The organism is Tunturiibacter lichenicola, from assembly GCF_051013355.1.
In the GTDB taxonomy this organism is placed as follows: domain Bacteria; phylum Acidobacteriota; class Terriglobia; order Terriglobales; family Acidobacteriaceae; genus Edaphobacter; species Edaphobacter lichenicola_F.
Map to the genome: position 1 here is coordinate 2,892,786 of NZ_CP132944.1, position 17,898 is coordinate 2,910,683.

The window sequence follows — 17,898 nt, forward strand, 5'->3', positions numbered from 1 at the left end:
ATAACGGTACCTGCGGCGGTCAGTCGGGTATGTCGAATCCGAGGTCTCGCATCATCTTGTTGGTGACTTCGTAGTCCTGTTCGGGGTCGGGTCTGACGTCTCTGCCGGTGTCGGAGCTGTCGAAGGAGTGGAGATAGAGCCCGGCTTTGAGGAAGGCGCCTTCGAGCTGAACCAGACTGCGGAAGACGGATTTGAGGGGACTGTCTATGTGGGTGATGTCGCCGATGCGCTCGTATTGGAGGATGTATCCGCCTGGGTGGCTGGGGTCGGGATGGAGTTTGAATCGTACCTGGTAGGTGTTCTGCGGCGACATTGCTTCCCTCCGAGGTTGGCTTACGCTTCGATGCCGGTGAGTGTGGCTGAGGGTTATTTCTTTGCGTGCTCTTTGAGGAGGGCGAGGACCTCTTCGGCGTGGCCGGCGGGCTTGACTTCGTCGAAGATGTGGATGAGGCGCTGGTCGGGACCTATGAGGTAGGTGGTTCGCTTGACGCCTTTGACTAGCTTGCCGTACATGTTTTTCGGCTTGACGAGGTCGTAGCGGTTGATGAGCTCCATGTCGGGGTCGGCGAGGAGGTCGTAGGGTAGGTCGTACTTGTCTTTGAATTTTTTCTGGTCTTTGACTGTGTCGCGGGAGATGCCGAGGACGACGATGCCTTTTTTCTGGAACTGCTCGAAGGCGTCGCGGAAGCCGCAGGATTCGATGGTGCAGCCTGGGGTGTCGGCGCGGGGGTAGAAGAAGAGGACTACGGGTTTGTTTTTGAAGTCGGTGAGGGAGACCTCTTTGCCGTCTTGATTTTGGAGGGTGAAGTTTTCTACTTTGTCGTTGATCTGCATGCGGGTCCTCTGTTCATTTCGGGCTCAAACTTTATTGCAAGTATCTCATCTGGCCTGATCAAGTTGTCGGTATTATGGCTACGATGACAACGCAGAACGGTGATTATGCTGGCCGCTGCTTGAGTATGCTGTTCGTACTTACGGTGCTGCTGGGCGTGGGGGCTGTAGAACAGGCTTTCGGACAGGAGACGGGCTCGGTGACGGGCCACTTGTATTGTGCGGATACGCACACCGTCTGCCGGTTCGGCAGTGTGACGATTCAGAGTGTGCCTGCAAAGAAGAAAGATGGCGCACCGCCGGGTGACAAGCATGCCTATTCTTCACCGACGGATATGGACGGGGTCTTTGAGATCGATGGTGCCGCTGCAGGGGAGTATTACATTTTGGGGCGGTGCGCGGGATATGTGACGCCGTACGACGTTCTGGTCGCGGAGACGTCAGGCTCAGTGACGGGTGACAATGAGGGGCTGAAGTATGCATTGAATCTGGTAACGGTGGCTGCGGGGCGAACGACGTCGACTTCCTTGACGATTCAGCGGGGCGCTTCTATCTCTGGCACCGTTCTCTATGACGATGGTTCGCCCGCGGAAAACCTTCCAGTCAAACTGCTTTGGCGAAATGCAAAGCAGACGTGGGTGCGATTCGCAAACAGTGCGAACGATAGCACGACGTCTGTACTAGGACTGGACAGCGTGCAGACGGACGATCGCGGGAGATTTCGAGAGGCGGGTCTACCGCCGGGCACATATTCGGTGATGATTGGTCTGCGCGAAGTGACGTGGAAAGCAAAGCAGATTACCGGTAGTAGTGAGATGGATATGAGGGTGACAAAGGGTGACGGGCTAAAGGTGTACTTTGGCGATAAGTACAGGCTTCGGGAGACTCTTCCGATCGTTCTGCATGACGGCGAGGATCGGACTGGCGTTGATGTGACAATTCCGGCCAATGGACTGCATATCGTTCGAGGACTGGTGAGTGCAAAGGCTGATGGGAGTGTGGTGGAAAAAGGTACGGTGCAGTTACTCGACCCGGAGGACAAGGCGGTTGTGCGCGAGGCAGATATTGCGAACAATGGGACATTCGTCTTTCACTATGTTGTGAATGGCTCCTACGTGGTGAAGGTCAGTGGAGAAGATGGCGGATCGAAGACGGGTGACTTCGATCCGGTTACACGGAATCTGCTGGTGGAGGAAGACGTACTGGATTTGAACTTCGCGCTAAACGCCACAGCCAAGCACTAGCTGGCGGTCAGGGAGGCGAGTGTTTTTTCCAGGGAGGCGGAGTCTTCTACGTGGGAGGTTTTTTGGTTGCGGTCGATTTGGCGCATGAGGCCGGAGAGGACTTTGCCGGGGCCTACTTCGATGAAGTGGGTTGCGCCCTGGGCGATGAGGAGCTGGATGCACTCGACCCAGCGGACGGAGCCGGTGACCTGACGGATGAGGCAGTCGGGGACTTCGGCGCGGCGATGGAGGAGACGGGCGTCGACGTTGGAGGCGACGGGGAAGGCCGGGTCGTGGAAGGTGACGGCTTCGAGGGTGGTGGCGAGGGCGTCCTGCGCGGGCTGCATGAGGTCGCAGTGGAAGGGTGCGCTGACCTGAAGCATGATGGTGCGCTTGGCTCCGGCTTGCTTGCAGAGGTCGGCGGCGAGCTCGACGGCTGCGGTGGCGCCGGAGATGACGGTCTGGTCGGGGGAGTTGAGGTTGGCGGGGGAGACGACGGCGTCGTTGGGGGAGAAGTCTTTTGCGGCGGGAGTGTTGGGGAGCGGGGTGAGGTCGTCGGAGACCTGGGCGCAGATGTCGTTGATGAGGGCGGCGGAGAGGCCAAGGATAGCGGCCATTGCGCCTACGCCCGGGGGGACGGCTTGCTGCATGAACTGGCCGCGGGAACGGACGGTGCGGACGGCTTCGGCGAAGGAGAAGGTTCCGGCGGCGACGTGGGCGGAGTACTCGCCGAGGGAGTGGCCGGCGGCGAAGGTCGGGGTGACGCCTTTCTCGGCAAGAATGCTGGCGGCGGCTACGGAGACGGTGAGGATGGCGGGTTGGGTGTGCTCGGTGAGCTTGAGCTGGTCTTCGGGGCCTTCGAAGATGAGTTTGGAGAGGGGGAAGCCGAGGGCTTCGTCTGCCTCGTCGAAGATGGCGCGGGCGGTGGGGAAGTTGTCGTAGAGATCGCGTCCCATGCCTACGGATTGGGACCCCTGACCGGGGAAGAGGAAGGCTAGTTTCGGTGTACTCATCGATGACGATGGTAAACGATGGAGGGTTTGCGAGGCGACCGTCGATGGTGCGGAGCAGAGTCGAGCTAGATGCCGAGGCCGAAGTCTACGTCCTGCTCGTCGCCGGAGTGGGCGTAGAAGTCATAGGGGGTGCGGCGGTTGAACTTGTAGCGCTGGCGTAGTTCGCGGCCGATGAAGAGGCCAATCGCGACGGCTCCGAGGCCGGCGGAGATCCAGCCTACGGTCTTGATGATGGCCGACTCTTCGTAGTCGCCCTCTTCCTGCTTGAGGCGGGGAAAGGGCAGGGGGTCAGTGACCGGGAGATCCTCGGTGTTGGTGTCGCCGGCCGGAGGCTTGGAACGGAACATCATGCTATGGATGATATCGCAGGTTCGCGAGAGTTTGGGAGAAGTGACGGTTGAGTTGTGCTGCTTCGGTGGCATTGACCTGTTGGACGCGAACTATGCGATAAGGTTGCCGGGCGTGTTGCTTGTTCGGTTCATTGCGGGAATTGCACTCAAGGATAGGACGGCAAGAGCAACCGCAGATCCCCTTCGGGGATGGCAACCAAAAAACGGGCAACGACAACGGCAACAGCAGATTCCTCCGCTGTGCTGCGGAATGACAACAAAGGGGCGAACAGTCTGCCACCACGACCGCTACTGCCACCACGACCGCTACTGCCACCACGACCGCTACTGCCACCACGACCGCTACTGCCACCACGACCGCTACTGCCACCACGACCGCTGCTGCCACCACGACCGCTGCTGCCACCACGACCGGTATTGCAACCACGACCGGTAATGCAACCGCTAATGCTACCGCGGCCGTGACCGCTGCTGCAGCCGCAAGCGCTTAGGTGACGTCGACCTGGTGAAAGCCGAGGCTGTAGAGGAGGGTGGTGACGGTTGCGCGGGCGTTTTTGCGGGCGGTGTCGAGGATGCCGTCGGCGAGGGCGGCTTGCTGGAGCTGCTGCTCGGCCTTGACGCGGGTGTCGGACTCGAGGTTCTGGTCAGCGGGCACGAGGAGGCCAGTGGAGCGGGCGTAGACGCGGGTGTGCTGGTTGTCGAGCGTGGTGACGAAGAGTTGAGAGGCGGGGAGGGTGACGTGGATGGACTGGCCGCCGTCCTTGTTTTCTATGCGGACGTCTTCGGGTTTGAGTTGGCCGAGATCGATTCCGGCGATCGACTGGCCGTGGACGACGAGGAGGAGACGGTCGCCGGCGAGGAGGTCGGGGAGGACGGGGCTGGATTTGGAGCCTTCGACGACGGTGTCGATGGAGTAGACGACGGTTTCGAGGCGGTTGAGACGTTGAATGCGCTGGACGACGGCGGGGACGGATGTGTCGAAGGTGGTGGAGCGACCTGTGATTGCGGTGGCGACACGCGCGAGAATGCCGGTGGTGGCCTGACGGATAAATACTGCGAGCGCGACGGCGCCAAGGATAAGCGAGAGCAGGACGACGAGGAGGGTTCCGGAGGAGCTGCGGCCTGAGGAGTATTGAGTGGTCATGTAATTGGGATGCTACTACCGATGAGCGGCAGGATGGACTGCGATAGTGATGGGTCGATCATTTCGTGCGTATGCGATGTAGCGACGTTGATCGCGATATGCCAGGCCGCTACGTATCTTCTGCGTGGCGGACAGTATTTTTACATCTGAGAGGTCTGAGCAATGACGGACGGTGAAACTTTAATTTTGAGACGCTGTCTATGAATTAATGATGAAGAAATATTTGACGTTTCGGTCTCTACTGCTGTCTTTCTTGTTTTGTTTTATGGCATGGATCGGGGGCTGCACGTCGCAGAGCAACACCGCACCAGCGAGTTCGACGATCGCGGCTGGTCCGCAACCAGCTTCTGCAGTATGGGCGGCGGCCTGGGGCAACTCACCGGAAAATGCTCTCCAGTCAGTTGAAAATCCGGGGGGAAGTGAGCAGAGTTTTCGAATGCTGTTTTATCCGACGCTTGCGGGAACGGAGGAGCGGCTTCATTTCTCGAACTTCTTTGGGACGAGTCCGGTTACGATTGGCGCCGCACGTCTGGCGATCAGCCCCGAGGGTACGGCAGTTGTCGATTCAGGTCATGATGTGGCTGTGACGTTTGGCGGATCCTCGTCGGTAACGATTCCGGCTGGGGCGATCATTATGTCGGATCCGGTGCGGCTGACTTATAGCTTCGGACAGCGGCTTGCCGTTTCCATGTATGTGAAGGGAACCTTCGCTCCCCTGACACAACACGACTCGCAGGTGACGACGAACTATGAGACACCGGTAAACGCAGGGGACACAACAACCGATACAGCGGGAACGTCGTTCAGCAAACCGGTCACTGAGTGGTACCTGCTGAGCGGAATGGATGTGCTTGGGGCGTATCAGGGCACGGTTGTTCTGTTTGGCAGCTCGTCGATTGATGGACACAACTCAAATTACGGAGATACGAACTCGTATCCGACGGCGAACACTGTGGTTTCAGGTCAGGATAACGATCGACCTTCGGACTGGCTGGCACGGCAGTTGCAGGCGGCGGGCTATCAATTAGGTGTGCTGAATGCTGGAGTGCTGAATGATGCGGCTGGACCTACCATTGTTGATACACCTGCGTTGGGTACTCAGGACGGCATCGATCGGATGAATCGGGACGTTTTGCAGCAGACGAATGTGAAAGCCGTGGTGATCTATCTTGGATCGATTGATGTACGGGCGCCCGAATGCAAGTTAGCTCCGGATATAGAGAAGTCGCTGACTCAGCTGATTGCAATGGCGGCGGAAGCAAACGTGCGGGTCGTGATGGCCACGCTGCCGCCGTCGGTCTATTGTCCGAATCCAGCATCACCTAGCTTCGGGCCGATTCCAACAGCAGCTGATCCTTATGGGGGCGAGGGAGATCCACCGACCAATGGAGGGATGGTGACGCGTAACCTTGTGAACGCCTGGATTCGCTCGACTGCTGTGAATTTGCCAGGTGTTGTCGGCGTTGCGGACTTCGACAAGGTGCTGGCCGATCCGGCGCACCCCGACTTTATGATTCCGAATTTAAACTCGGGCGACAACTTTCATCCGAACGGCGTTGGGTATGGGGTGCAGTCCAGCGCAATCCCGTTGAATCTGCTACTCGCACCTGCAAGCAACTAGAAACTTGCAGGTGCGGCGCGCCTGGTGTGTCAGGGTTTGAGGTAGGTTTCGAAGTGCCAGAGGATGCGGGCAAAGAGTTCGTCGCGGGCTGACTGACCTGCGATGGAGTGCGTCTTGCGCGGGAAGAGCTGCAGGTCGTAGGGGATGCCAGCGTCGATGAGGGGCTGGATGAACTGGATGGTGTTTGCCATGTGGACGTTGTCGTCGCCGGTGCCTTGTGCGATGAGGAGACGGCCCTTTAGTTTGGCGGCGTTGGTGATGGGTGAGTCGATGGTGTAGACGTCGTTTGCATCAGGCTTCGCGTCACTTGCATTGGGCTTTGCGGTGTTTGCTTCAGGCTTCGCCGGGGGGATGCCGAGGTAGCGCTCGGTGTAGATGGAGTCGTAGTTGCGCCAGTCGGTGACGGGGGCTACGGCGACGCCGGCGCGGATGCGGTCGGTGTGGGTCATGGCGTAGAGGGTGAAGGTGCCGCCCCAGCTCCATCCCCACCAGCCAATGCGCTTGGGGTCGAGCTGCGGATATTGGGCGAGGACCTGGTCGAGGGCGGCCATCTGGTCGGAGAATTGGACAGGGCCAAAGTTGCGGTAGGCGGCTTGCTGGAAGTCACGTCCGCGTCCGCCGCTTCCGCGAGCGTCGACGTCGAGGACTGCGAAGCCGTGCTGGGCGAGGAGCTCATTGAAGGCCTCACCGCCCCATGAGTTGCGGATGCTGCTCTCGGGCGTTGGGCCGTCGTAGGGATTCAGGATGAGAGGAACAGAGGCCTTGGCGGTGGTGGATGGAGTGGTGAGGCGACCGTAGAGCTTGGTCTTGCCGTCGGCGGCGATGACGGAGACGATGGCGCTGGTGACGCCGCTGGCTTTCACGGTTGGTTTCGACTTCCAATAGGGCGTGCAGGTTTTGCCGACGGTGCAGAGGCTGATGACGGGTGGGGTGGTGGCGTCGCTGTAGTAGTCGTTGAAGTGGGTGCCGTCGGGAGAGGTGCGGGTGCCGTGGGTGCCGCGACCGACGGTGAGCTGCTCTTTGGAGGTGCCGTCGAGCTTGATGGACCAGAGATTGTCTTCGAGAGGGGAGGTTTCGTTGGAGGAGTAGAAGACGGTGTCGGATTTTTCGTCGATGCTGTCGATGGATTCGACTTCGAAGTCACCAGTGGTGAGCTGACGGGTGAGGGTGGCGTCGGCGTCGAGGGGATGGTGTTCGTTGAAGCTGTAGAGGTAGAGGTGAGAGTGTCCGTCGCGCCAGCTCATGATGACGAAGCGGCCGTGGGGGAGGATGTTGAGGTCAGTGCTGAAGTCGAGATATTTGGTGTCGGTGTCGGTGTAGACGAGGCGGGTTTTGCCGGAGTGGGCGTCGGCGAAGTAGAGGTTGAGGTGCTGCTGGTCGCGAGTGAGGACTTCAATGTAGACGGTGGAGGGGTCGACCCAGCCGAAGCGGGGGATGTAGTCGTTGCTGGGGCTGAAGGGGACTTCGATGAACTTCGTCTTGCCGCCTTTGGTGGGGACGATGCCGACGCGGACGGCGGGGTTGGGGTCGCCGGGCTGCGGGTAGCGCTGGTTGTCGATGGTGGCGTGGGTTGGGATCCAGTCGGTGATGGGGTACTGGGGAACTTTGGCTTCGTCCATCTGGAGGTAGGCGATGGATTTGGAGTCGGGTGACCAGAAGTAGTTGCTGCGAACGTCAAGCTCTTCGAGGTAGACCCAATCGACCTCACCGTTGAGGAGGGTGTCGACGGTGTCGTGAGTGAGGGGCGTCTCTTTGCCTGCGGCGACAGGGTGGACGTATAGGTTGTGGTTGTGGAGGTAGGAGACCGATTTCGCGTCGGGAGAGAACTTGGGATCGTCGCCGGAGCCTTCGTGGGTGTCGACGATGAGAGTGCCGGTGCCGGCGGCGATGTCGTAGAGCCAGAGACGGCCGCCGTTGTCGAGGAGAAGATGTTTGGAGTCGGCGGCCCAGATGTAGGCGGACATGCCGTAGCGGGCGCGGTGGTCTGCGTCTTTTTCGTTGACGTCGGCGGAGGTGAGTTTGCTGAGCTGCTCGGCGGTGGCGAGGACGCTGGCGTGGTTAGTGGCGGCGTCGATCTGCACGATGTCGCCGGTTTTGCCGGTCGTGTCGTCTTCGGAGGCGATGTAGGTGAGGAGCTTGCCGTCGGGGCTCCATTCCGTTCCGTGGGGAGGGGTGCCGGTGAGATTTTTGTTGGCGTCGGCGATGGTGCGGATGCCGGAATCGTTCGCGGTTGCGGTTTGGGCGATGGCGGCGGTTGTTGAAAGGCAGAGAAGGAGAGCGGCAGCTTGCATGGGGCTGGACATAGGTTGCACAAGTCTACAAGGAGGTGCGATGCCGCGAAAGCATCCAGCGCTTATTGGGCGGTCGATATTGGGCTTGATCGATTGGGCCGTGGTTCACACGCTGTGAGGCGGAGAGTCTTCAGGAGACCAGTTGTGAGAATGTCGGACACAGATGCGAAGGGACGAGAAACAGCATCTTGTACCAGAGGCTCTCCTCATCCGACGAGGTGAACTCTCGAAAGGCAACCTTCATGGTGGAGCGGTCCCGAGTGTAACCGAAGATTCTGTAGTTCCAATCGGCGCAGAGCTGTCTTGATTGGCCGGTGTAGCCACACTCCGTCAGAATAAGCGGTTGATCGCGGACGACGAGATTTTGCATGCCGCGCAGAATCTCAATGTCGTTCTCCTCGGCGTCAATTTTTACAACCGAGACATCGATCTCTGGCCGCTCGGCGACGAAGGTATCTACGGTAGCGACTTTGACTGACATCGAGGAGGGTAAAGCCTGGTTGGGGACGAGACTGCTGGTCTCTGCGCCACCTCCCTGATGAAGAGTGGCGGTGCCGTCCTTGGAAGAGACGGCAATATCTATTACCTCAACGTTGCCTGCAAGAGAAGCGTTGTTGCGGAGGCTGGGAAGGTTTCTTGGATCGGGTTCAAAGGCATAAACGCGGCGAACGTGGCTTGAAAGATAGGCCGAGTAGTAGCCGATGTGGGCGCCGATGTCGAGAAAATCCTGGTTGGCGTGGGCGAAGCGGGTCAGGAGAGACTCGGACCCCCAATCGATGTCTCCGTTGGTGACATAGGCTTCGGCCGCACTTGCGCTGTGCCTTGGGATGACCATCCAAGTGCCGGTAGGCAGGCGCAGGCGGGAGTCAACTTTGAGCAAGCGTTTGCGAAACTGCAGGCGGGAGTAACGGCTGAACCACTTAAAAGAACCAACGGACCGAATAAAGGCAACGTTTAGCATCGACAAGCTCCATTTAGCTTAGTTGCAGGTTGCTACTCGGCAGAATTGTTTCAATTTTTGAAAGCTACGGCAAAGACACTTCCGTGTTATTCCATCTATGTGTACGAACAGGTTACTCGTTTTTTGCTTATAGTGAGCTGGCACGCGAGGTCGAATTATCTTCGCCGGAGGCGTTCGCGGCGTAACTGGTTTGCTGCCTGTTTCGATAGCTTGCGGCGATGAAGTCGCGGAAGAGTGGGTGCGGCTCGAGCGGCTTGGATTTGAACTCCGGGTGGAACTGGCAGCCGAGGAAGAAGGGGTGCGTCGGGATCTCGACTATTTCGACGTAGGTGGCGTCGGGCGTGGTGCCGGTGAGGCGGAGGCCGCCGCCGGTGAGGATGGCTTCGTACTCGCGGTTAAACTCGTAGCGGTGACGGTGACGTTCGCTGATCTCGGTTTTGCCGTAGGCGTGTGCGGCGAGTGAGTCGGGTTCCATGACACAGTCCCAGGCACCGAGGCGCATGGTTCCACCCATCTCTTCGACGCCAGTGAGCTCGCGGAGTTTGTAGATGATGCGGTAGGGGGTGGCGGGGTCGAACTCGCCAGAGTTGGCGTCCTTGAGGCCGCAGACGTTGCGGGCGTACTCGATGCAGGCGGTCTGCATGCCGAGACAGATGCCGAAGTAGGGGACGGCCTCTTCGCGGGCGTAGCGGATGGCGTTGAGCATGCCCTCGATGCCGCGCTTGCCGAAGCCACCGGGGACGAGGATGCCGTCGAAGTCGGCTAATTGATGGCGATAGTCGAGGGTGGGGCGGCCTTCGGCGTCTTTTGTTTCGAGGCCTTCGGCTTCGATCCAGGTGACGCGAAGTTTGAGGTTGTGGGCTAGGGCGCCGTGGACGAGAGCTTCCTTAAGGGACTTGTAGGAGTCTTCGTACTCGACGTATTTGCCGACGATGGCGATGGAGACCTCGTCTTTGGGGTTGTAGGCGCGGCGGACGATGTCCTGCCACTTGGAGAGATCGGCGGGCTTGGCTTCGATGCGAAGGTACTTGAGGGCCAGGGCGTCTACGCCCTCGGCGGCGAAGGTGAGGGGGACCTCGTAGATGCTGGCTACGTCGCGGGCAGCGATGACGGCTGGCTCTTCGACGTTGCAGAAGAGTGCGATCTTGTTGCGCATCTCGCGGGGTACGGCGCGGTCGGAGCGGCAGAGGAGGATGTCGGGCTGGATACCGATGGAGAGCATCTCTTTGACGGAGTGCTGAGTGGGCTTGGTTTTCAGCTCCTGTGCGGCGGCGATCCAAGGGATGAGGGTGACGTGGACGAAGCAGGTGTTCTCACGGCCGAGATCCTGACGCATCTGGCGGATGGCTTCGAGGAAGGGGAGTGACTCGATGTCGCCTACGGTGCCGCCGATTTCGACGATGGCGACTTCGCAGTCCGCGGCGACCTTGCGCATGGCGTTTTTGATCTCGTTGGTGACGTGGGGGATGACCTGGACGGTCTTGCCGAGGTAGTCGCCGCGACGCTCTTTGGTGATGATCTGCTCGTAGATGCGGCCGGTGGTGAGATTGTTGTCGCGGGTGAGCTTGGCGTGGGTGAAGCGCTCGTAGTGGCCGAGGTCGAGGTCGGTTTCGGCGCCGTCGTCGGTGACGAAGACCTCTCCGTGCTGGAAGGGCGACATGGTGCCGGGGTCGACGTTGAGGTAGGGGTCAAACTTCATGAGGTTGACCTTGATGCCGCGGGCCTCGAGCAGGCAGCCGATAGAGGCTGCGGCGAGACCCTTGCCGAGCGAAGACACGACTCCGCCAGTTACGAAGATGTACTTTGCAGACATGTCCGCGACCTCTTTAGATGTATTTGAAATTTGTGCAGGATGGGCACGGTTAAGTATCGCAGGGTCGGGGCCCGGAAGCAATGGGTTGACTTTTGCGGAATCTTCCGGGTAACAGAGACGACAGCGTGCGGTTTTAGGGGCGGGTGGCGGACGAGGGTACGGCGGGAGGTGGGATGCCGCGGGAGATTTTCTTGATGAGGAACTCCTGGAAGAGACTTCCGATCGCTCCGCCAGCGGTACCGATGAGTGCGTTTCCGATAGTGAGGCCAGCACCGTTTCTGTCCGAGGCGGGATAGTAGATGTTTGAGATTCCGGCGGCGGCGAGGTTGCCCAGGACGTTGGAGTAGTTGGGTTGCCACTTCCCGTTGTCGCCTTTGCAGATGACGACGGTGGAGATGGCATACAGGGCGCGAGAGGTGATGGTACCTGTGCCCTTGTAGAAGTAGCGCGGGTCCTGATGGAAGATGGAGGGGAGGATTGCGCCGCCGATGAAGGTGCCTATGACAGCGTCGCTGTAAGAGGCACCGAAGCGTTTTGCATAACCTTGTGCGCCTTGTCCATATCCGTCGAAGGCATCATCCGCTTGCTCGACTCCTGCGATGACTGCGGAGATGCCAATGGTGACGGGGTCAATGGATGCGCGGGTGGCGAGGCGGAACTTCTGGCCGGCGGAGAGAGGAGCGGCATTCCATGTGTAGGTGACGTAGAAGTTTGGAATGACGCCGAAGACGCGCTGCTTTTCCTCCAGCAGGATCTGCTCTTCTGCAATGTCATGTTGCGTGAAGGTCACTTCTACGTCTGTCTTGGCCGACTCGATTTGCATGGTGACGTCGGGGACTTCATAGGTCTGGCCGGGCAGGAGCGCAGTGTCGCTTGAGACCCAGGTGGCGAATCCTTTTGACATTATTTTGAGCTTGAATGTTCCAGAAGTGACATCCGTGAATTTGTAAAAACCGGTGCTGTCAGTCGTTACCGTTCGCTGAGCCTTAGAGTCGGCTAGTTCCAGCGTTACCAGAGCATTCTCAATTTGTGCTCCGTTGGCGTCCAGCACTGTGCCGCTGACGGTGGCAGATTGTTGGTTTGCGGTTTGTGGGCTGACCGTCTGCAGGCCGGGGGCATCTGGCAGTTCGTCATCGAGAAACTTCATCGCTGCCACTTGTCGTGTGGATTCTTCTGTTGTTACATCGGTGGCTGACTTGCTGGCCGGGGGTGCGGTCGTTTCAGTATGCGATTGCGCGTGTATGTTCGTGCTAAGCATTGCGCTTAGCACGATGGTCAAGATGAACGGGCCCGGGTTGCGCAATCGTTGCATATCAGCTGTATTCCATTTTATTTTCGGCCGGTTCAAAAGATTGACGGATGAGCAGCCGAGTTAGTTGAACTGTTTCATCTTTGCCCGATAGCCGGGGATTGCACAATCACCCGACCGTATCTCTTTGCGAATGATCACAGAGTTAGACGCGATGTTGGCGATCTTGCTTCAAGAGTGGACGAAGAGGCTGCTGATGTCTTTGGATTCGAGTACTGATTTGGGGAAACCGTTTTTTGCGATCAGGAGCATGGCGCGGCCGACTTGCTCGGTCGTGAGAATTTGACGCGGGAAGAGGCTGCGCAAGAGGGGGAGGATCGGCGTCAGGACCTGGTAGAAGATTCGGTACGACTTTGTCTTTGAGACGATTCCGTGGAGAGGCTGGATGAATCCGATACGGAACATGTAGGCGGCTTTGAAGGGGAGTTTGAGGATGTCGTTTTCGGTTCTGCCTTTTACTCGAGCCCACATGATGCGGCCGCTCTCGGTGCTGTCGGTTCCGGAGCCGGAGACATAGACGAATGTCATGGAGGGGTTGAGCTTCGCTAACGTTGTGGCGGCGGCGAGGGTGAAGTCGTGGGTGATGCGAGTGTAATCGGCCTCGGACATGCCGGACGATGCGACGCCAAGACAGAAGAAGCAGGCGTCCAGGCCGGTGAGTTCGGACTCGACCGCGGAGTAGTTGGTGAAATCGGGTAGAACGAGCTCTCGAAGTTTGGGGTTGGTTGGTGTGGTTGCGGTGCGGACGACGGAGATGACGTTATTTACGTCGGGATCGAGCAGGCACTCGCGCAAGGCGCTCTGGCCGACCATTCCGGTTGCTCCGAAGAGAACTACGTTCATCTGCTACCCCTTGTTCGAATGTAACGTGCACGGAGCTATCGCCGCTGATGAAGCGATAGGTCCATGCTACAGGTCTATTCGGAGGGAGTTTGGTGAGATTGCAGAACGGGTGTGGCTGGATTGCGGATGTTGGGGTTGGTTGCGCCTAATTCAACGACTGCCATCTGTCCATCTGTCAGGATCTCGTCTCCGGTTCCGTTGGCGGTCTTCTTTGGAATGTGAGGGCGATCGACCAGAGAGTATGAGGGACGAGGTTCTGAACCCGTTCGGCATGCGTGTCACCTCTGATTTTAGGAGCCCAATTTGGTGCGAAGGGGATGATGCGTTTGGCGATGGCAGCCAGAGCAGACATATCATCCCTGAGATGATGGGTGAACCATATATGACAGATACGGCTGTGGGCAGAGGTTGGATTGATCTTCAGGTGTGGGCGATGCGGAGGATGGACTCGCTGAGCCGTCGCTCTGTTGGACCGCTGCATTTGACGACGGGCGAGCGCGGTGAACGGGAGGCATTGTTTCATCTGCGAAAGATCGGCTATACCGTTGTGGCGAGACGATGGACGAGTGCCAAGTTGCTGGGCGATATCGACCTGGTGGGATGGGATGGGCCGACGTTGTGCTTTGTCGAGGTGAAGACGCGGAGTGGGCGGGATGCGATGCCGGCGGAGTCGGCGGTGGATCGGGATAAGCGTGAGATGCTGCGGAAGATGGCGCGAGCTTATCTGCGGGGATTTCCGGAGAAGCTGAGGGAGGGTGTGCCGGTGCGGTTCGATGTGGTGTCGGTATACTTGCTGCGATCGGGAGTTGAGTTCGACGTATATCGGGGAGCTTTTGGATGGTGAAGTATGCTCAGGAGTCGGATTTGGCGGACCTGAACTCTGCTGAGTTGAGCGAGAGACTGGCGGCGGTGCTGAGGGATGCGATGCCGTGGCTGTTGACGATCTCGGAGGCTGAGGCGAGTGTGCCGGAACGCCCGGGTAAGTGGAGTGGGAAGCAGGTGATGGGGCATCTGACTGACTCGGCTGTGAACAATCTGGCGAGGATTGTTCGGATGCAGATTGAGGCGGAGCCGAAGCTCTCGGGCTATGAGCAGATGGAGTGGGTAGGGCTACAGCACTATGCGGAGCGTGAATGGGCGCAGGTGTTGGCGCTGTGGTTCGCGTTGAATGAGCATGTGGCGTGGGCGATCGCGCATATCGATAAGGCGAGTCTGGGGAGTGTGGGTGTTGTTGAAGGCGATGCTGTGACGCTAGGATTTTTGATTGAGGATTACGTTGCTCACATGCAGCATCATCTGCGGGCGATGCAGGGATGGATGGGGCCGTCGGTGGTCGGGCGGCATCCAAAATTGGTGGTGCAGGTGTCTAATACACTTGATCGACGAGGATAAGGAACAATGACGCTGCTGAACGCACCGGAGTATGACAATCGCCGCGAGACACGGAACCGTAATGTATTAATTGCTGCCGGAGTTCTATTGGCGCTGCTGGTGGTGACGGGTGTCGGCGGATTTTTGTTGGGGCATGGATGGTTCTTCTCCAACCTGCCGATTGAGCATAAGGTCAGTAACTTCTTCAGCGCGCTTGAGGCTCAGGATTACGAAAAAGCGTTTGCGATTTATACGAACGATCCGGAGTGGGCGCAACATCCTGAGAAGCACGCGGACTATCCGTTGAAGCGGTTTACGGAGGACTGGACGAGCGCAAGCCCGGTAGGCGCACCGATTCGGTCGCATCATGTCGATATTTCAAAGACGGATGGGACGGGAGCGTTTGGGAGCGGGGTCATCGTCGCGGTGCGGGTGAATGGCGACCACAAGCTTTTTATGTGGTACGAACGCAAGGACGGGACTTTGACGGAACCGGCTCCGCATATGCTTCAGTACGACTAAGCTGTCAGCCGCCTGGAGCATATGCGGGTTAGTGTGGCCGAGTTACTGTTTATTGTTTTGTGATGAAGTCAGGTAACCGTGTGTAGCTAAATGCTCTCCCATGCTGGCATACATTGCGGGATCACTTGGCTGCCACGTTGCAAGACCGTCGACATAGCGGTTGTACATGCAGAATGCAGCGGCGATCAGGACTGTGTCGTGGATCTCGATGTCGGTCGCACCGAGCTGCTTTGCGTTTTGCACACTTTCGGGCGAGACATGCTTGCCTCCCTTTTGCACTTGGCCGGCGATGACGAGAAGCGCTTTTAATTTCGGAGAGATATCGGCCTGCAGGAAATTATGTTTCACCTGATTTACTGTGTCTGCCTGGTTGCCCAAGTGCGCTGCAGCGGCTGCACCATGACTTGTTTGGCAGAAGAAGCAGTCATTCTGGCTTGAGACGTAGGTCGCAATTAATTCGCGCTCTGCAGGGCTCAATGTATTGGGACCGTGTAGCAGAATATGTGCCAGCTCCCGCATCGGTTTGGCCGTCTCGGGACGAAAAGCAAATCCGCTGCTGATGCCGGGAAGACCTTCGGGTAGAGATATGTGTGGCATTGCCTTGTACTCCTCTGGGTTGTGAGTTGATGGTGAAGAGACCTCGGACCGGTTTTAGCGCGCGGCTGCCGCGGCGAGATACTCTTTGCTTACATCTACGTAACCTCTGCTAGCGACCTGCTTGCCGCGCTCTCGATACCAGGCGTCGTCTCTTGGCTGCAGAGTGTCGAGCCCGTCGACGTAGCGGTTGTACATGCAGAATGCGGCGGCAATCAGAACCGTGTCGTGGATCTCCATATCTGTTGCGCCTGCTTCGCGCGCTTTGGATACTGAGTCTGCCGTTACGTGCTTGCCTCCCTTTTGTACTTGTCCTGCGATGACAAGTAAGGTCTTTAGCTTTTTGGAGATTTCCGCGTTGTGAAAGTCGTGCTTTACATGCTTGACGAGGGCTTCGTCGCCGCCGAGGCTCGCCGCTGCGATAGCACCGTGAATCGTCTGACAGTAGTAACAGTCGTTTTCGGATGAGACGTAGGTTGCAATCAGCTCCCGCTCCCCGGGAGTCAGTGAGTTCGGTGCACGGAGAAGAACTTCGACGAGCTCATTGAGGGGCTTAGCTGTTTCGGGACGGAAAGCCATTGCGCCACGGATGCCGGGTAGACCTTCGGGTAGTTTAATGTGGGCCATTGGGTATTGATCCTTTCAAGAGAGGGTGGTTTCGGAGATGGTCGCCGGAGCGGCCTGTCGGTGAGAGAAAAGGAAGCGGCGGATAGGATCGCCACAAAGAACTGCGGCCAAACCGATGAGTGCCGGGATTGGATCGTGCGCGAGGATAAGGAGATTGATGACTCCGCATCCTAGGAGAAAAAGTATCGGAGCGGCGGGATACCACCATCGTTGGACGGGCTCTCTCAATCGAAAGAGTGAGGCAGCAGAGAGCGCCAGGAAACATATTGCCGAGAAGATGATGAAGGAGAGAATACGGTCGAACGCCCCAAAGCACAGAATGATGAGGGCAAGTCCCGTTTGTAGAAGGACTGCATTGGCCGGGGTGCCGAATCGCGGGTGGAGGCGTCCGAAGACGGAGAAGAACGCACCGTCTCGTGCCATCGCGTAGTAGACGCGAGGAGCGGCCATTGTGAGGGCCATCATGCCTCCCAGCACTGAGAGTACGACGCAGCCGGAGAGCACTCGTCCGCCGATACTGCCGAAGAGCGCTTCGCCGAACTGTGCCACGAATGCAGTGTTGGAGACGATGCGGTCAAGCGGGACGACCGATAGAAATGCGAAGCTGACCAGGAGATAGACTGCTGTCACAATCAGCACTCCTAAGGTGAAGGCGAGTGGCAGATTTCGGCGGGGATTACGGACTTCGCCTGCTATTTTGCCCGCCTCCCACCACCCTCCAAAGCTGAAGAATGCGCTGACTGTGGCTCCAGCGACAGCGGCGAAGATCGGTTCTGATCCTGCGTGTCGGTGTACTAAAGGCAGGATGTTGGCGATAGTCGAATGACCGGAGATCCACGCCCAGGCCACGAGGCAGAACAGAACGCAGATCTTGAGTAGATTCGCAGTGGCCATCGCCTGCCGACTTACTCGCGTTCCTATGTAGTTGATGATCGCCAGTCCCATCAGAATAAGCGCCGGAACCCAGAGTCGAATCTGTTGAGAGATTCCCAGAAGCGAGAAGATGTAGGGAGCGGTGCCCATCGCCAGAGCCGCAGCGAGACCAGGATCCAGTACTGCAGCGGACATCCAGCCATATAGGAATGCTACGCGGCCGCCATATCCTTCGCGCAGGTAGACATATTCGCCACCTGAGTGGGGAAAACGGACGGCCAGTTCTGAGTAACAGAGTGCGCCACACATCGTGATCAGGCCCATGCCGCACCAGACAGCGGCGAGAAGCGCGGGTGACCCGAGCGACTTTGCCATGGCAGCCGGAGTGAGGAAGATACCGAGCGCGATCGATTCGCCCGTTACGACGGCGATCGTTCCCGCCAGCCCCATCTGTCTGTGCTGTTCCATGGAGGCACCATCGTACTTGGCGCGTATGCAGATCTGCATCCATC

19 protein-coding genes are annotated in these 17,898 nt (G+C 58.4%); 6 read left to right on the top strand and 13 right to left on the bottom strand.

Annotated features, from left to right (window positions below; genetic code table 11):
• Nucleotides 1-19: 19 nt before the first annotated feature.
• Both RBB82_RS12375 and bcp read right to left on the bottom strand, forming a co-directional pair.
• Nucleotides 20-313 carry a hypothetical protein gene (locus RBB82_RS12375; protein ID WP_433970797.1) on the bottom strand — a complete coding sequence of 98 codons (294 nt, stop codon included), beginning with the start codon at nt 311-313 and terminating at the stop codon, nt 20-22.
• Between the two features lie 53 nt (nt 314-366).
• Nucleotides 367-834, bottom strand: a complete 468-nt coding sequence (gene bcp, locus RBB82_RS12380) for a thioredoxin-dependent thiol peroxidase (protein ID WP_433970798.1) — start codon at nt 832-834, stop codon at nt 367-369.
• A 74-nt stretch (nt 835-908) separates the two neighbouring features.
• On the opposite strand from bcp, the gene RBB82_RS12385 reads away from it, so the two are divergent.
• Nucleotides 909-2,075: a carboxypeptidase-like regulatory domain-containing protein gene (locus RBB82_RS12385; RefSeq protein ID WP_433970799.1), complete on the top strand. Its 1,167-nt coding sequence runs from the start codon at nt 909-911 to the stop codon at nt 2,073-2,075.
• On the opposite strand, the gene fabD is transcribed toward RBB82_RS12385, so the two are convergent.
• Nucleotides 2,072-3,067: an ACP S-malonyltransferase gene (gene fabD, locus RBB82_RS12390; protein WP_433970801.1), complete on the bottom strand. Its 996-nt coding sequence runs from the start codon at nt 3,065-3,067 to the stop codon at nt 2,072-2,074. The two genes, RBB82_RS12385 and fabD, sit on opposite strands and share 4 nt — an antisense overlap.
• 65 nt (nt 3,068-3,132) lie before the next feature.
• Complete coding sequence (locus RBB82_RS12395; protein ID WP_433970803.1) at nt 3,133-3,417, bottom strand: hypothetical protein; 285 nt, start codon at nt 3,415-3,417, stop codon at nt 3,133-3,135.
• On the opposite strand from RBB82_RS12395, the gene RBB82_RS12400 reads away from it, so the two are divergent.
• Entirely contained in the window at nt 3,416-3,853 is a 438-nt protein-coding gene (locus RBB82_RS12400; RefSeq protein WP_433970804.1) for a hypothetical protein, read from the top strand. The two genes, RBB82_RS12395 and RBB82_RS12400, sit on opposite strands and share 2 nt — an antisense overlap.
• Nucleotides 3,854-3,904: 51 nt before the next feature.
• Here RBB82_RS12400 and RBB82_RS12405 read toward each other — a convergent pair whose 3' ends face one another.
• On the bottom strand, nt 3,905-4,561 hold the full coding sequence (locus RBB82_RS12405; protein WP_433970806.1) for a DUF4230 domain-containing protein: 657 nt from the start codon (nt 4,559-4,561) through the stop codon (nt 3,905-3,907).
• A gap of 265 nt (nt 4,562-4,826) precedes the next feature.
• Here RBB82_RS12405 and RBB82_RS12410 point away from each other — a divergent pair, with 265 nt between their 5' ends.
• Nucleotides 4,827-6,182 carry a GDSL-type esterase/lipase family protein gene (locus RBB82_RS12410; RefSeq protein ID WP_433970808.1) on the top strand — a complete coding sequence of 452 codons (1,356 nt, stop codon included), beginning with the start codon at nt 4,827-4,829 and terminating at the stop codon, nt 6,180-6,182.
• A 29-nt stretch (nt 6,183-6,211) separates the two neighbouring features.
• On the opposite strand, the gene RBB82_RS12415 is transcribed toward RBB82_RS12410, so the two are convergent.
• From RBB82_RS12415 to RBB82_RS12435, 5 genes are all read right to left on the bottom strand, one after another.
• Complete coding sequence (locus RBB82_RS12415; protein ID WP_433970809.1) at nt 6,212-8,485, bottom strand: alpha/beta fold hydrolase; 2,274 nt, start codon at nt 8,483-8,485, stop codon at nt 6,212-6,214.
• A 118-nt stretch (nt 8,486-8,603) separates the two neighbouring features.
• Nucleotides 8,604-9,434 carry an FkbM family methyltransferase gene (locus tag RBB82_RS12420; protein WP_433970810.1) on the bottom strand — a complete coding sequence of 277 codons (831 nt, stop codon included), beginning with the start codon at nt 9,432-9,434 and terminating at the stop codon, nt 8,604-8,606.
• A gap of 127 nt (nt 9,435-9,561) precedes the next feature.
• The gene (locus RBB82_RS12425) at nt 9,562-11,247 is read right to left on the bottom strand and encodes a CTP synthase (RefSeq protein ID WP_433970812.1); all 1,686 of its coding nucleotides are present in this window, start codon (nt 11,245-11,247) and stop codon (nt 9,562-9,564) included.
• Between the two features lie 133 nt (nt 11,248-11,380).
• Nucleotides 11,381-12,394 (bottom strand): carboxypeptidase-like regulatory domain-containing protein, encoded by a 1,014-nt coding sequence (locus RBB82_RS12430; protein ID WP_433970813.1) that lies wholly within the window; start codon nt 12,392-12,394, stop codon nt 11,381-11,383.
• A gap of 333 nt (nt 12,395-12,727) precedes the next feature.
• Nucleotides 12,728-13,399: an epimerase gene (locus RBB82_RS12435; protein WP_433970815.1), complete on the bottom strand. Its 672-nt coding sequence runs from the start codon at nt 13,397-13,399 to the stop codon at nt 12,728-12,730.
• A gap of 382 nt (nt 13,400-13,781) precedes the next feature.
• Here RBB82_RS12435 and RBB82_RS12440 point away from each other — a divergent pair, with 382 nt between their 5' ends.
• Genes RBB82_RS12440 through RBB82_RS12450 form a run of 3 tightly spaced genes read left to right on the top strand, consistent with a single transcriptional unit; the run spans nt 13,782 to nt 15,292 of the window.
• Nucleotides 13,782-14,243, top strand: coding sequence for a YraN family protein (locus tag RBB82_RS12440; protein WP_433970817.1), 462 nt, complete (start codon nt 13,782-13,784; stop codon nt 14,241-14,243).
• Nucleotides 14,237-14,791 carry a DinB family protein gene (locus RBB82_RS12445; protein WP_433970818.1) on the top strand — a complete coding sequence of 185 codons (555 nt, stop codon included), beginning with the start codon at nt 14,237-14,239 and terminating at the stop codon, nt 14,789-14,791. The genes RBB82_RS12440 and RBB82_RS12445 overlap by 7 nt, the downstream gene beginning before the upstream one ends.
• 6 nt (nt 14,792-14,797) lie before the next feature.
• Nucleotides 14,798-15,292 carry a hypothetical protein gene (locus RBB82_RS12450; protein ID WP_433970820.1) on the top strand — a complete coding sequence of 165 codons (495 nt, stop codon included), beginning with the start codon at nt 14,798-14,800 and terminating at the stop codon, nt 15,290-15,292.
• 42 nt (nt 15,293-15,334) lie between these two features.
• Here the strand turns inward: RBB82_RS12450 and RBB82_RS12455 are convergent, their stop codons facing one another.
• From RBB82_RS12455 to RBB82_RS12465, 3 genes are read right to left on the bottom strand one after another with little or no spacing between them, the layout of a single operon-like run.
• Complete coding sequence (locus RBB82_RS12455; RefSeq protein ID WP_433970821.1) at nt 15,335-15,889, bottom strand: carboxymuconolactone decarboxylase family protein; 555 nt, start codon at nt 15,887-15,889, stop codon at nt 15,335-15,337.
• Nucleotides 15,890-15,943: 54 nt separating this feature from the next.
• Entirely contained in the window at nt 15,944-16,513 is a 570-nt protein-coding gene (locus RBB82_RS12460) for a carboxymuconolactone decarboxylase family protein (RefSeq protein WP_433970822.1), read from the bottom strand.
• Between the two features lie 15 nt (nt 16,514-16,528).
• Nucleotides 16,529-17,854 (bottom strand): APC family permease, encoded by a 1,326-nt coding sequence (locus RBB82_RS12465; protein ID WP_433970824.1) that lies wholly within the window; start codon nt 17,852-17,854, stop codon nt 16,529-16,531.
• Nucleotides 17,855-17,898 lie beyond the last annotated feature (44 nt).